The following is a 14,082-nucleotide window of genomic DNA, read 5'->3' as shown; positions in this document are numbered from 1 at the left end:
ACTCAGGGGATTCCAATACCGGAGGTTGACCATGGCGGACAAACCAAAACTCACCACCGATGCCGGTGCGCCCATACCGGATAATCAAAACGGTCTCACCGCGGGGCCGCGTGGTCCCCTCTTAATGCAGGACTACCAGCTGTTAGAAAAGCTGGCTCACCAGAATCGCGAGCGTATCCCCGAACGCGCTGTACACGCTAAAGGTTGGGGGGCCTACGGTATTCTTCGGGTTACCGGGGATATATCTCGCTACACCTGTGCGCGGGTATTACAGATGGGTGTGGAGACGCCGCTACTGGCTCGTTTCTCGACGGTGGCCGGTGAGCTGGGTGCCGCTGATGCGGAGCGGGATGTACGCGGATTTGCGGTGAAGTTTTATACCGAGGAGGGCAACTGGGATATGGTCGGCAATAATACGCCGGTTTTCTTTGTACGCGATCCTTACAAGTTCCCGGATTTTATCCATACACAAAAGCGACATCCGCGCACGCACCTACGCTCCCCCACAGCCATGTGGGACTTTTGGTCTCTGTGCCCGGAAAGCCTTCATCAGGTCACTATTCTTTTTTCTGATCGAGGTTTACCGATATCCCCATTGCATATGAATGGCTACGGGTCCCACACTTACTCTCTGTGGAACCAAGTCGGTGAGCGCTTCTGGGTGAAGTTTCACTTCAAGACCCAGCAGGGCCACAGACACTACACCAACACTGAGGCTGAAACGGTGGTCGGGCAAAGCCGAGAAAGCTACCAGGAGACGATGTACCGCACGATAGAAGTGGGTGATTGCCCCAAGTGGACAGTGCAGGTGCAGATACTGCCAGAGGCCGACGCGGGGCAACTCCCCTTCGATCCCTTTGACTTGACCAAGGTTTGGCCCCACGCCGAATTTCCCCCTATCGACGTGGGCACCATGGAGCTGAACCGGAATGCTGAAGACTATTTTGCCGAAATCGAGCAGGCGGCTTTTTCCCCTTCCAATATAGTGCCCGGTATTAGCTTCTCACCGGACAAGATGTTGCAGGCGCGTATTTTTTCTTACGCCGATGCCCACCGCCATCGCCTCGGCACCCACTATGAAAGTCTCCCTGTAAATGCGCCGCGCTGTCCTGTGCACAATTATTATCGCGATGGTGAAATGAACAGCACCGGTATCCGCAGCGGCAACCCGGATGCTTTCTACGAGCCTAATAGTTTTTCTGGTGCCGAAGAGGACCGGACAGCGATGGAGCCTCCGCTACCCGTTTCGGGGGCAGCTGATCGATATGATCACCGTAAAGGCAATGATGACTACAGCCAGGTGCGGGCCCTATATAATCTTTTCGATGAAGAGCAAAAGCAGCGCCTGTACCGCAATATCGCAGAAGCGATGGCGGGTGTGCCGGATGAAATAGTGCAGCGACAACTGACCGAGTTTAGCAAGGTGCATCCGGACTACGCGACAGGAGTGAATGCGGCGCTGTGACCTGAGAGAAATTCCACAGGCGTTGTGCGCAGAATGTCACGATCTTTTGGTGAGAGCGAATCGATAAGGGGAGTGCGGCGGTTACAACTTGTGCCCGGCAGCGCAATCCGCTAGATTGCCGCGCTTCCCCCGCTTTGACAGCAAAGAGAGTTGAAATGAGCAAGCCTTTTGTAGCGATCCTGATGGGGTCCGACTCCGATCTGCCAGTAATGGAAGCCGCCTTTGGTGTTCTGGAGAAATTCGATATTCCATTTGAGGTGAAAGTTACCTCTGCCCACCGCACCCCTGAAGCCACCCACAGCTATGTTACCGATGCTGACAAGCGTGGTTGCGCAGCATTTATCTGTGCTGCAGGTATGGCCGCTCACCTGGCCGGTGCTGTTTCTGCCACCACCCTGAAACCTGTGATTGGTGTACCGATCAATGGGTCCCTGGATGGCCTGGACGCGCTGCTCTCTACCGTTCAAATGCCCGGTGGTATCCCTGTGGCAACGGTTGCGATTGGCAAAGCTGGCGCTAAAAACGCTGCCTACTTGGCCGCTCAGATCATTGGCTCTTCTGACGCAGAAATGCATCAGAAACTGGTAGATGAACGTCGTGCCAACGCCGAGGCGATTATCGCCAAGGACGCGCAGCTGCAAAAAGATTTGCAACAGCGCAACGCGAAGTAAGACAAGCGTTGCGATGAAGTACTCACCCCTCGCCGTAAAACAGGCCGTCCGCGCCCTGGCGGCGGGTGGTGTTATTGCCCACCCCACAGAGTCTGTGTGGGGGCTGGCCTGTGATCCCAACAACCTACAGGCCGTCAGGCGCTTACTGGAACTCAAGCACCGCCCGCTGGAAAAGGGGCTGATCCTGGTCTCCGGTGACACAACCCACTTCGCCCCCTTTCTGGAAAATCTCAGCGATGAGCAACAGAAACGGCTGGACGGGAGTTGGCCGGGGCCCGTGACCTGGCTTTTACCTCATCGGGATCGAATACCCTCCTGGGTTTGTGGTATGCACAGATCCGTAGCCCTGCGTTGTACCGACCATCCGTTCACCGCAGCGTTAACGCGCGCCTTTGGTGGTGCTATTGTATCCACTTCTGCCAATCCGGCCGGGGCTCAGCCCGCCCGAAACAAATACCAGGTACTGCGTTATTTCGGTAGCAGCCTCGATTTCGTCGGCGGTGGCGCAACCGGAAGCCGCAGCGCCCCCAGTGAGATTCGCGATCTGCTTAGCGGCCGTGTGCTGAGGGCGAGTGTCTGATCTCAAAACAGAGACGTAGTGTTCGCATATGAGTGAAATTGATACCAAGGAAGTAAAGGCCTACCTGCTCGATCTACAGGATCGCATCTGCAGTGCGCTGGGACAGGAAGATGGTCAGCTATTTCGCGAAGATAACTGGGACAGGTCCGGTGGTGGTGGCGGTAGAACTCGGGTTCTGGAAGAGGGCATTTTGATCGAAAAAGGCGGAGTGAATTTCTCCCACGTTTACGGGGAGGGACTGCCGCCATCTGCTACCGCGAATCGACCAGAACTTGCCGGCTGCTCTTTTGAAGCGATGGGAGTATCTCTGGTGATTCACCCGCGTAACCCCTATGTGCCGACAAGCCACGCGAACGTACGGCTATTTGTTGCTAAAAAGCCAGGAATGGAGCCGGTTTGGTGGTTTGGGGGCGGTTACGACCTCACACCATATTACGGTTTTCAGGAAGATGTAGAGCACTGGCACCAAACTGCCAAGAACGCCTGTGAGCCCTTTGGGAGTGATGTCTACCCGCGCTTCAAGCAATGGTGCGACAAGTATTTTTACCTGAAACATCGGGACGAGGCCCGCGGAGTTGGTGGACTTTTCTTTGATGATTTCAATGAAGGAGGCTACGACAACGCTTTTGCGCTGATACGTGCCATTGGCGACAGTTACCTGGATGCTTATCTACCTATAGTGCAGAAACGCAAAGACATTGAATACGGTGAGCGCGAACGGGATTTCCAACTCTATCGCCGCGGCCGTTATGTGGAATTCAACCTGGTATTTGATCGCGGTACACTGTTTGGACTGCAAAGTGGTGGGCGTACAGAGTCAATCCTGATGTCTCTGCCTTCACAGGTGAGCTGGAAATACGACTGGCAACCGGAGCCGGGCTCAGCAGAGGAAAAGCTGTATACGGATTTCCTCCCGCATAGAGACTGGGTATAGACAGGCAACTTGTCACAAAGGAGGTTTGCTGTGCAACCATCGCGACTGGAAGGTATCAATTCTTTGTTCCTCGATTACAGACGGCACTTTGAGACAGGAGATGTCGAGCAGATAGCAGACTTTTATCGTTTCCCCTTGCTCTACTATCGGGAAGATGGTGTCAAACTTTCAGTGAACCGCGATGAATTTATCCAGCAGGTCGCCAAGTTACTGAATGCCTATTGTCGCCTTGGTGTCTGTCAGATCCTCGGTACGGTTACTGAGGTGATCGAACTCAATGACTACTGCACGCTGGCCAGCGTGCGCTGGACTCTGCTGCACCCACAAGGAGATGACAAAGCCATTGAGCTGTACAGCTCCCACACTCGCTATTTAATCACCGAGGCCGGTGAGAGTCTGCAAATAGATGGCCTGATAATCGTCGATGAGAGCGCCAAAATCCGCGAAGCGGCACGTGCGCGCAAGAGGGCGCAGCGATGAGTGAGCGCTATGCGGTCGTCGGTAATCCTATAAAACATTCTCTCTCGCCACAGATCCACAGCGCCTTTGCTGCGCAGACCGGCGAGGATATTGTATATAGCAAACAACTTGTTCCCCTGGATGGTTTTGCCGACTTTGCGCGCAGTTTTTTCGCTGAAGGTGGCCGGGGGCTCAACGTTACTGTTCCTTTCAAGTTGGAAGCCTTTGAGCTGGCGGATACCTTAACGGATCGAGCGGCCTCTGCCCGTGCAGTAAATACACTGCTACTGGATGAAAAGGGCGAAATTCTCGGTGATAACACCGATGGCGCTGGCTTGGTATTCGATATCTGCAACAATCTCGGTTGGCAAATCAGAGGTAAGAAAATTCTTTTGCTGGGGGCTGGCGGGGCTGCCAGAGGTGCACTTTTGCCATTGCTCGCCGCGCAGCCAACACATTTACATATCGCCAACCGAACCGCAGAAAAGGCTGTGCAGCTTGCCGCAGAATTCTCTCAGTTAGGCGAGCTGAGTGGTGGTGGCCTAGAGGCATTGAGAGGCTGTTACGACCTGATTATTAACGCGAGTTCCGCCAGCCTGGACAAGGTGTTGCCACCCCTGCCAGAAGGATGTGTCGCTGATCAAGGCAAAGCCTATGACATGATGTATGGGGCAGACTTAACGCCCTTTAGCCATTGGGCTCAGGCCCAGGGTGCGGATGTCGCCGATGGTCAGGGGATGTTGGTAGAACAGGCCGCGGAGTCATTTTTTTTGTGGCGCGGTGTGCGTCCTAAAACGACTCCAGTGAGGGCCAAGCTGCGCCAGGACCTGAATAAAACAAGCCATAAATAATAAGAGAGAAAACGTTGTGCGTGAAATTGTGCGAAACCTGTCGATTTGTTTTGCAGTAGGCAGCTTCGGCGGTCTTTGCTATGCCTTGGGCCTCTGGGCTATGGGCCACTACGGTATTACTCAGTGGCTGGGTGTCGATCTAGCACCGTCGCTCAGCAACGCCTACCTGTATCAGCGTGTGGTCTGGGGGGGCGTATTTGGTCTGCTGTTTTTGCTGCCCTGGCGAAATGCCTGGCTGATGCGCGGGGCTCTATTGTCATTGTTACCGGCAGGGTTAATGCTCTTATACCTCCTGCCTCAGCGAGGTTATGACTACGGCGCCTTGATCTTGGGTCAGATGACACCCCTGGTCATTATCCTCGCCTGCGCTATTGGCGGCATCGCTGCATCGGCCCTGCTGCGTTTACAGGGTAAATAATGGGCCCAGAACCCCCAGGGCCCTGACTCGAATTATAGTTTCAATTCAATATCCATCAGGCTGCAGCTCTGGGTCTCACCCATTGCCCGCTTGATGGTAGGGAACACAGAGGCGGTCGCCACACTGACGCCCATTTCGATACGCTGTCTCCTATCGAGTTGCGTGTCGATACGTTGGCTTAGCGTCGGATCAATGGCCTTGTAACTGGCCACAGCTGTCGCAAAATCAAAAATATCCTTGAGGTTCTCGGGCAGGCCACTGCCGCCCTGAATGCAAGCTTTGACTAAGCGCGCTTCAACGCCCTCCTCCAGCGCCATACGCACATTGAGTTGCAGGCACATGCCACAGTCGGCCACTTGCATCGCGGCGATCTTACTCACCCAAAATACGTCTCGGGGCAGAAACTCCCGGTGCATCGCCAGTGGCTTGAAATTGGCGAACTTCTCAAACCCTTCCGGGCTGCTTTCAAGAAATTCCCGCAGGTAATTCATATCGTATTGATATTTACGCGAGAAGGTCTCCATTTCCTCAAGGTGTTGTTGTGTGGACATAATATCGGCTCCAGGTGTCAGCAGATTTGATCAATGGCTCTCAGCCACCGAAGCCAATTTTTATGTAAAAATTTGATAGGTGAAAGTTAGTTTCTATCGGTAATTTCGATAGGTGGGCTGTAATAGTTCCCGTAGAGGCGACGGGCCTCTCGCGCAAACCACTGGCCAGCTGAGCCCCGAGGGATTTGGTTGGCGCAGAGCAGATCGACCCCCAGGCACCAGGTATTGAGTGCATTGGTTAAATTGAGTTCGATCAGCCTGCCACTTTTCAGGAAAGGCCGCGCCAGCTCATAGGGGGCGTTGACCCAACCGATGCCTTTGCACGCCAGGTCCAGCGCCTGAAGCAGAGAATCACAACTCCACATCTGTGCCGACAGTTGCCAGCGGTGCCGGTGGGCGTCCGATGCCGTAACAATCTGTCGATGGCGGGCTGCCTCTCCCAGGGAAGATTGATTTTGCTGTGCCAGGGGATGTTCGGGGCAAGCCAGGCTCAACACCCTTTGTTGACCCAGATTAGTAAAATCGAGAGCGTTGGGATAACTGTCTCTTGAGGTCACAAAAGCAAAATTCGCTTCTCCTCGAGCCACTCGGGCAACCGCGTCCTCACCGCTGGTACTGCTCAATTGCAGTTGCGTGTGGGGGAAGCGATTGCCGAAGCTAGCCAACATATCGTTGAGTCTGTCCGGCATCACTAGCTCTTCAAACAAAATATTGAGCGAAGATTCCTCACCGCGCTCGTATGAGTCTGCAGCTTGCTGAAAGCGGTGCAACTGTCCTAACGATTGGCGCGCTAAGGGAAGTAATGCTAATGCAGCGGCAGTGGGCCGAGGGTATTTCCCCTCGCGATCGAACAGCACCAGTCCCAAGTCCAACTCCAGGTTTTGGATTTGATGGCTGACCGAAGACTGAGCCCGCCCCAGCTCTCTGGCCACCGCAGAAAAAGACCCCATTTCGCAGGCGCGAATAAAAATATGAAGCTGGTCCATGTTCAGGTTGAGCATACTGGTGGCAGGTCCCAGGTTAAGGTTGTTCTTTTAGGCGGTATTGATCTTTTAACTGAACGTAATTTTCAGCGGAATAGCGGAAGAAAGCCTTTTCTTTGTCGGATAAAGGGCGAGCCTTTTTACAGGGAGCTCCGACGTAGAGGTAGCCACTTTCAAGGGTTTTTCCCGGCGGAACCAAGGCCCCTGCTGCTAGTACCACCTCGTCTTCAATCGTTGCGCCGTCAAGTACGATAGAACCAATTCCAACCAAAACCCGGTTGCCGATGGTACAACCGTGCAAGCAGGCGTTGTGACCGATGGTGACATCATCACCGATGGTCAGTGGCCAACCGTCAGTATTAAACGGTCCGGCATGGGTGATATGTAACACGGCTCCATCCTGTACACTGGTGCGCGCGCCGATACGAACTTTATGCATATCCCCGCGTACAACGGCCATCGGCCATACGGAGCAATCGTCCCCGAGAATAACATCGCCGATCACGGCCGATTGAGGATCGATATACACGCTGTCGCCAAGTTGCGGAAATTTCTCGCCAAGGGAATTATCGTGGCTACGCAGTGGGGACATAAAGAAGCTCCTGTACAATGAATCCTCTATCATAGCGTTATCCTAATTCGAGCACAGAGTCTTGTATGTCCAATCCACTGTTGAATATCCCACTGTTGCCCCCTTTTGAAAAACTTGAGCCAGAGCTGGTGGAACCGGCCATTGCCGAGCTTGTGAAGACGTGTGAGCAAACCTTGCAACAGGGATTGAAGGCGCCGAGTTGGGAGAATACGTTGGTGCCATTGGAACAGGCTCAGGATCAACTCAATAAGGCGTTCTCGCCGGTAAGCCACCTTAACAGTGTGCTGAGTGGCCAATGGCGGGCGCCCTATGAGGCGGGTCTCACTCAAGTGACCGCTTACTGGACCGAGCTGGGACAAAATCGTGCACTTTACGACGTCTATCGCCAACTGGCCCAGTCCGCTGAATTTGAAAATTGGCAGCAGCCACGCAAGCAGTCGATCGAACTGGGCTTGCGAGACTTTGAGCTGAGCGGTGTTGGATTACAGGGGCAAGCCCGCGAACAGTTTGCCGCGAACAGCCGGCGCTTGGCAGAACTGTCCAGCCAGTTTGCCAACAATGTTCTGGACGCGACCAGCGCCTGGACCTGGCACACAGAAGATGAGTCCCAACTATTCGGATTGCCGCAAACGGCACTGGCCGCTGCACACAGTGCTGCAGAGGCCAAGGGCCTGGACGGCTGGCTGATTACTCTTGAAGGCCCCAGCTATTTGGCGGTAATGACTCATGCTGAAAATCGGGAATTGCGCCGAGAGGTACATACTGCCTTTATCAGCCGCGCCTCGGATACTGGGCCCCAGGGAGGCGAATACGATAATTCTGAGGTCATGGAGGCCATTCTCACGTTACGCGCAGAGCAAGCTAATCTACTCGGAATGAAAAACTATGCTGAATTCTCCCTGGCCAGCAAAATGGCAGCAGATGCCGAGGCGGTGCTGGAGTTTCTCAATGACCTGGCTGAGCGCGCTAAGCCTGCTGCACGCAGTGAAATCTCTGAGTTACGTGAATTCGCTACGGATAAGCTCAATGTCGATGCGCTACAACCCTGGGATATCGCCTGGGTAGGGGAAAAACTAAAACAGCAGCGCTATGCCATTAGTCAAGAGGAGCTTCGCCCCTACTTCCCCTATGCCAAGGTGCTGAGCGGTTTGTTTACGGTGGTTGAAAAACTATTTGCTGTGACGGTTGAAGAAGGCACCGACATCGCCACCTGGCATTCGGATGTACAGTTCTTCTGGTTGCTTAAAAATGGCGAAAAGATCGCGGGCTTTTACCTGGACGCCTTTGCGCGTGAAAAGAAACGAGGCGGTGCCTGGATGGATACGGTTAGCAGCCGCCGTCAAACACCAGAGGGCCTGCAGCTGCCTATCGCGTACCTCGTCTGTAACTTCAGTCCGGCAGTTGGCGCTATGCCTTCGCTGCTTACCCATACCGAAGTGACTACACTGTTCCACGAGTTTGGCCACGGTCTGCACCATATGCTGACACAGATTGATGTAGCAGCGGTTTCCGGTATTAACGGTGTGGCTTGGGACGCAGTGGAAATGCCCAGCCAGTTTCTGGAAAATTGGTGCTGGCAACCGCAGGCAATCGCTATGATTTCTGCACACTATGAAACTGGGGAGCCTCTTCCCGAGGTTCTACTGGAAAAAATGCTTGCTGCAAAAAATTTCCAATCAGCAATGTTTACTGTGCGTCAGCTAGAATTTGCACTGTTTGATTTCCGTCTGCATGCCAGTGACGCACCGCTGAAAGCAGAACAGGTACAGTTACTTTTGGACGAGGTGCGCGAGGAGGTCGCCGTAGTGCCAATCGCTTCTGAGAACCGATTCCAGCACGCTTTTAGCCATATTTTTGCCGGTGGTTACGCAGCAGGCTATTACAGTTACAAGTGGGCAGAAGTGCTCTCCTCAGATGCTTTCTCGCTCTTCGAGGAAGAGGGCATTTTTGATCGTAAAACCGGTGAAAAATTCCTCCACAATATACTGGAGCAGGGTGGCAGCCGCGATGCACTGGACCTATTTGTACACTTTAGAGGCCGTCAACCTAACATAGATGCCCTGTTGCGCCACTCCGGTATAGAGCAGCAGGAGTTGAATATCAGTCCCTCATAAGGGACTGTGTATCATGAAATATTGAGTAGTAATCATGATGAAAAAAGAAAGTTCCCCTCAGCCTGGTAAGGCTGTAAAAAAAAGATTTATCGCTGGAGCCGTGTGTCCCCGATGTAGTGAAATGGACAAAATCATTAACTATCTCATGGACGGGAAAAATTACCGGGAATGTGTTTCCTGTGGGTTTAAGGATGAAATTCGGTTGCAGTCAGGGCCAGCAGAATTGTCGACTCGCTTAACTAAAGATAAAGAGGTTCACGAGCAGACAGTGGCATTAATCCAGCCCACAAGTAATAGAAAAAAGTGAAAAAAATATATTTATTAGCACTGGTGGTTTTGGTTGCTCTAATGGTTTTGGGCTTGTACGGCCTGGATCACTATCGAAAAAATAAGGAGCGGCAAAGAGAGCAAACGGCACATCTGCTGACAAGTTGTGTCAATCAGGGTATTTTAACTCTGTTTAGGTTACAGGCTAATAACTGGAAAGAGCAGCCTGACTTCTATATTGAAGAAGAAAAACGCCTGAATGCCAAGATTGAGGCGCTCCCGGCAAAGATACTCGATGATGCGCCTTATGAGAATTGGAATTACGCGGTTAAAATGTGTGGAAAATTAACCAGAAACAGTAATTTACAGCATGTTACCATTTTCCACCCACTGGGGGATTTCGCTTCAGCTGATATTACCAATGTTAAAGCTTTGAAAGATCGAGGCGCACTGCGGAAAAGAAAAAAAGTAATTAACGCATTATATGAGTCCTCAGAAGCGGCTGACCGCTATATGAAAGATCTGCGGCGAGATATCAATACTCAACTTAAGGCGTACCGATTCTCCAAGCAGGATAGGGAAGCAGTACTGCAACAGATAAGTTCTGAGGTTCTTGATTACTATCAAAAGGGTAGTTTTTCAAAAAGGCAAGTAGATACCTATCTGGAAAGAGTTTCCCAGTTTTATAAAGTTATGGCAGAAAACCCAAAGTCTTATAGCGCCAGAAATGGCAGCTTATTCTTCTATAAAAAGGGCTTGAGAGAAGAAGTTGAAGGTATATATGGTGCCGTAATGCAGGGAGAGGGGCCTTTTTATGCTAATTTTAAACAAATATTAGTGCATAAGCAGGTTCAATCTTCAAGTCTTTAAAAATGGCGAGCTGGCTTTTTAATTTATAATTATACCCGCTCAGTATTTACCATCCTGAGATAATTTTTCTTGTGTTTTCTGGGACATCTCTGTAATAAGGATTTAGAGGTGGTTTATTTTGTGCTCTAACCTGTAAGAATATAGATTACTCCTCAGTTAACGTCCTTTTGAGTAATGTAACGTATATTTTGCGATAATCGCGCGTCAAGAATTATCTAGGGAAGCTCTGAAAAGCAGCTTCTACTCCTTCATCACCTTTTACAAAATCAAAAAACGCTTATTTTTTAGTCGAAACTCAGGTTTCCATGCGTATTTATCTCCATTTCTATTGCCCAAAATCCGCATTTTACAGATTTTGGGCGCACTGACCCTAGGTCACCAGATATTTTTTCCCAATTAACAAGTTGGTGAAGCCTGCCAAGAGGTACAAGCGCTGAGCGTTTTTTTCTAAACCTCGATAGCGTACTTTTCCATACCCGAAGATATTTTTTATATATCGGAATGGGTGCTCTACTTTTGCCCTAATCTGCGCCTTTATTTTTTCTACCTTTCTCAACTCAGCACGCCCCGGACGATGTTTCAAGCGACTTCGTTTCTCTGCAATGTGCCACTCCACCTCTTTAGATTTAAGCTCTTCGCGCTTTTCCGCACCCGTGTAGCCAGAGTCTCCCCAAACACGCTTCTCTTTACCATGTAGCAATTTACCTGTTGCGGTAATGTCATGCTGGTTAGCGGCTGTTATGTCGAGGCTATGTATGAGCCCAAGGGTGTCATCTGTACCAATGTGCATCTTCATACCAAAGTGCCACTGATTCCCTTTTTTAGTTTGATGCATTTCTGGGTCGCGCTCCTTCTTTTTATTCTTCGTCGAAGTTGGTGCGGAGATAATCGTGGCATCTACAATGGTACCTTCACGCAGTGCCAGGCCATTCCCCGCGAGATGCTTATCTATTTCCTCAAATAGAGCTGTACTCAGCTGATTGGACTCCAATAAGTGGCGAAAGTTAAGAATCGTTGTCTCGTCGGGAATTGGGCCACTCAAAGTCAATCCAGCGAAATTACGCATTGATTCAATTTCATAGAGGGTATCTTCCATAGCAGGGTCGCTGAGATTGTAAAACAGCTGCATACAGTGAATGCGGAGCATGACACATCAATGGATACGGCTGCCGGCCACGTTTGCCTCGTGGATAACAAGGTGTTATCCGAGCTTCTAGTCGCTGCCATGGGATGAGGGTATCCATCTGAGAAAGAAACTTCTCTCGGCGAGTTATACGGCGCTTTAGATTGTATTCTGCTTCGGCAAAGGTGACTTGGTGCATGATCTATCGTAGTCTTGACGGGTAACTGAATACTACCAAATTAGCTCGGAATTATTCAGAGGTTCCCTAGTTGTAATAGACTTCTTAGCCTATTACTTTATATTTCTAGCCAAGTATTTCAGATCCATCAGCTTTGTTTGTGCAACCAAGAATTGGTTACAGTGTAGTAGTGATAATAGCTAATAAGGCCCAAAGATCGTGTGCCAATCCATAAAAATAAGCTAAACCAAATGCCAGTGTTGCCCCAGCCCCTGGTTAGCCACCAACAGGGAAAGAAAATTACTACAGAAGCGATAAACATCGTATTGCGCATATCACGGCTTTTTCCCGCACCGATAAATACACCATCGAGCTGATAACTCCATACCGCAATCAAAGGCAGAGCACAAAGCCACCAGTATACTTGCTCAGCCTGCTCGATCACCGATTCAATATCGGTAAATAACGATAGTATCAGGGGCTTACCTAGCGTCAGTATCACCGTAATCAAGGTGGCGCTGGCCAGCGCCCAAAGACCAGCGCTGCGCACTGTAGCTTCAAATAAGCGTTGAGATTTCTTGGCCATTGATTCGCCGACCAATGCCTCGGTTGCATGGGCAAATCCATCCAGCGCATAAGAAGTCATCATAAGCAGCTGCAGCAGTATCGCGTTAGCGGCAAGGACCGAGTCGCCTTGAGCGGCTCCCTGAGCGGTAAAGAATGTCAGGGTTAAGAGAAGTAGGCAGGTTCTGATAAAAAGATCAGCATTTATCTTCATCAGGTTTAGCCAGGGGGTGGAGTCAATCCACGGAAGAAAATTTTTCTTTCGAATCTCTATGCAGATATAGGGCCAGATGTTTTTATTGACGCGAGAAAGTAAATATAAGCCCAGTAGGAAGGCGAAGACATCAGCGCAGACCGTAGCTGCGGCTGCTCCTCTGGCCCCCAGACCAAGGCCAAGGATAAGAAGGAAATCCAGCGCGATATTGAGTAGATTGGCCGCTAGAAGAATATACAGGGGGGCACGACTATCCTGCCGACCAATAAAGAACCCGAGAATGGCAAAATTTGCCAGAACTAAAGGTGCAGAGAGCAAGCGAATATTCAGGTAGGCAAGTGCATGGGGACCGGCCTCGAGACTGGCGTTCATCCAGCTGACAATAAAGCCAAGCAGAGGAAAAGCGATAAAAATAACTAAAATACCCAGCCCGACAGCCAATATCAACGCGCGTAGTAACCACTGGATCCCCAAGTCCTCACTTCTGGCGACTAGCCCGGTAGTTCCCATGCGCAGGAATCCAAATGCCCACAGAAGCATAGACATCACGCTAGCGCCGATCGCCACTCCGGATAAATAATCGGGGGAGGACAGATGCCCGAGTATTGCAGTGTCCACGATACCTAGCAAAGGAACTGAAATATTACTGAGAATCATTGGCCAAGCCAGGTTCCAGACTCGTGACAAAGGTTGAGAATCTGTGTGTGCAGTAGACATAGCTAACAATGACTGATCAAAAGAGTGAACACTTGTTGAAGTGCGTAAAGACTGAAGTTGAACTGATACTTATGAAATCACATCATGGACTGTATGACTTCTTGTGTTGAGATAGCAGCAAACATTATTCACCAAGTTTCACGAATTTTTTACTCTAAACAACGCAACATCATAGGTTGATTTGGCGTCCGTTTCATTGGACCGGAGAGGAGATAGTACAAGAGATAACCACATGCTGGAAAACTTATTCGCATCAAATTCACGCAAATAGAGAGATACGGGTCCTGTCCATTTCAAAGAGTGCTTGATTTGTTGCAAAGTGAGTGCAGGAATACTCCTTTAACATTCAGCTATATCGTGGCTGATGGACTTTTATCCCCATTCTTTCAGGTAACCGAGAGTCGATGCTTGTTGTCATAATTTAGTATTAAGAATTTTTGACATTCACAGCAGTACTCAGATATCGAGTAGATTAAAAGCTTGCCTGGGATTGGGTGTGTATAAACTGGTAGAAAGTTGTCATATTTTGCC

At 50.5% G+C, this 14,082-nt stretch carries 15 protein-coding genes; 10 read left to right on the top strand and 5 right to left on the bottom strand.

Translation table 11 applies throughout. The features are described from left to right. Positions 1-31: 31 nt before the first annotated feature. The 7 genes from MO867_RS01815 (at position 32) to MO867_RS01785 (ending at position 5,378) form a co-directional block, all read left to right on the top strand. Positions 32-1,465 carry a catalase gene (locus tag MO867_RS01815; RefSeq protein ID WP_252464235.1) on the top strand — a complete coding sequence of 478 codons (1,434 nt, stop codon included), beginning with the start codon at positions 32-34 and terminating at the stop codon, positions 1,463-1,465. Between the two features lie 155 nt (positions 1,466-1,620). Then, the gene (purE, locus tag MO867_RS01810) at positions 1,621-2,136 is read left to right on the top strand and encodes a 5-(carboxyamino)imidazole ribonucleotide mutase (RefSeq protein WP_252464234.1); all 516 of its coding nucleotides are present in this window, start codon (positions 1,621-1,623) and stop codon (positions 2,134-2,136) included. Positions 2,137-2,149: 13 nt separating this feature from the next. Continuing rightward, positions 2,150-2,716 (top strand): L-threonylcarbamoyladenylate synthase type 1 TsaC, encoded by a 567-nt coding sequence (tsaC, locus tag MO867_RS01805; RefSeq protein ID WP_252464233.1) that lies wholly within the window; start codon positions 2,150-2,152, stop codon positions 2,714-2,716. Between the two features lie 28 nt (positions 2,717-2,744). After that, a complete protein-coding gene (gene hemF, locus MO867_RS01800; RefSeq protein WP_252464232.1) occupies positions 2,745-3,650 on the top strand; it encodes an oxygen-dependent coproporphyrinogen oxidase in 906 nt (301 codons plus the stop codon). Between the two features lie 30 nt (positions 3,651-3,680). Continuing rightward, positions 3,681-4,130, top strand: a complete 450-nt coding sequence (locus MO867_RS01795) for a DUF6841 family protein (protein WP_252464231.1) — start codon at positions 3,681-3,683, stop codon at positions 4,128-4,130. Then, entirely contained in the window at positions 4,127-4,960 is an 834-nt protein-coding gene (gene aroE / locus MO867_RS01790) for a shikimate dehydrogenase (RefSeq protein ID WP_252464230.1), read from the top strand. Before MO867_RS01795 ends, aroE begins: the two co-directional genes overlap by 4 nt. A 16-nt stretch (positions 4,961-4,976) precedes the next feature. After that, positions 4,977-5,378, top strand: a complete 402-nt coding sequence (locus MO867_RS01785) for a hypothetical protein (protein ID WP_252464229.1) — start codon at positions 4,977-4,979, stop codon at positions 5,376-5,378. 32 nt (positions 5,379-5,410) lie between these two features. Here MO867_RS01785 and MO867_RS01780 read toward each other — a convergent pair whose 3' ends face one another. The 3 genes from MO867_RS01780 to MO867_RS01770 form a co-directional block, all read right to left on the bottom strand. Further along, the gene (locus MO867_RS01780) at positions 5,411-5,929 is read right to left on the bottom strand and encodes a carboxymuconolactone decarboxylase family protein (RefSeq protein ID WP_252464228.1); all 519 of its coding nucleotides are present in this window, start codon (positions 5,927-5,929) and stop codon (positions 5,411-5,413) included. A gap of 86 nt (positions 5,930-6,015) precedes the next feature. After that, entirely contained in the window at positions 6,016-6,930 is a 915-nt protein-coding gene (locus tag MO867_RS01775; RefSeq protein WP_252464227.1) for a LysR family transcriptional regulator, read from the bottom strand. A gap of 19 nt (positions 6,931-6,949) precedes the next feature. Next, on the bottom strand, positions 6,950-7,504 hold the full coding sequence (locus MO867_RS01770) for a gamma carbonic anhydrase family protein (protein ID WP_252464226.1): 555 nt from the start codon (positions 7,502-7,504) through the stop codon (positions 6,950-6,952). A gap of 65 nt (positions 7,505-7,569) precedes the next feature. Between MO867_RS01770 and MO867_RS01765 the strand changes: the two genes are divergently transcribed. Genes MO867_RS01765 through MO867_RS01755 form a run of 3 tightly spaced genes read left to right on the top strand, consistent with a single transcriptional unit; the run spans position 7,570 to position 10,755 of the window. After that, the gene (locus tag MO867_RS01765; RefSeq protein WP_252464225.1) at positions 7,570-9,618 is read left to right on the top strand and encodes a M3 family metallopeptidase; all 2,049 of its coding nucleotides are present in this window, start codon (positions 7,570-7,572) and stop codon (positions 9,616-9,618) included. A gap of 34 nt (positions 9,619-9,652) precedes the next feature. Then, positions 9,653-9,925 carry a YheV family putative zinc ribbon protein gene (locus MO867_RS01760; RefSeq protein WP_252464224.1) on the top strand — a complete coding sequence of 91 codons (273 nt, stop codon included), beginning with the start codon at positions 9,653-9,655 and terminating at the stop codon, positions 9,923-9,925. Beyond that, complete coding sequence (locus MO867_RS01755; protein WP_252464223.1) at positions 9,922-10,755, top strand: hypothetical protein; 834 nt, start codon at positions 9,922-9,924, stop codon at positions 10,753-10,755. The genes MO867_RS01760 and MO867_RS01755 overlap by 4 nt, the downstream gene beginning before the upstream one ends. Positions 10,756-11,125: 370 nt before the next feature. On the opposite strand, the gene MO867_RS01750 is transcribed toward MO867_RS01755, so the two are convergent. Together MO867_RS01750 and MO867_RS01745 are read right to left on the bottom strand one after the other, a co-directional pair. Further along, a protein-coding gene (locus MO867_RS01750) for an IS5 family transposase (protein ID WP_373565857.1) occupies positions 11,126-12,077 on the bottom strand; the annotation gives its coding sequence in 2 pieces (ribosomal slippage) (positions 11,126-11,908 and positions 11,910-12,077; 951 coding nt in all). 127 nt (positions 12,078-12,204) lie between these two features. Beyond that, entirely contained in the window at positions 12,205-13,491 is a 1,287-nt protein-coding gene (locus tag MO867_RS01745) for an MATE family efflux transporter (RefSeq protein ID WP_252464222.1), read from the bottom strand. Positions 13,492-14,082 lie beyond the last annotated feature (591 nt).

Origin of the sequence: Microbulbifer okhotskensis, from assembly GCF_023895975.1 — a bacterium.
In the GTDB taxonomy this organism is placed as follows: domain Bacteria; phylum Pseudomonadota; class Gammaproteobacteria; order Pseudomonadales; family Cellvibrionaceae; genus Microbulbifer; species Microbulbifer okhotskensis.
Note: the sequence above shows the minus strand (reverse complement) of the source record. Positions and strands in the feature narration are given on the sequence as shown.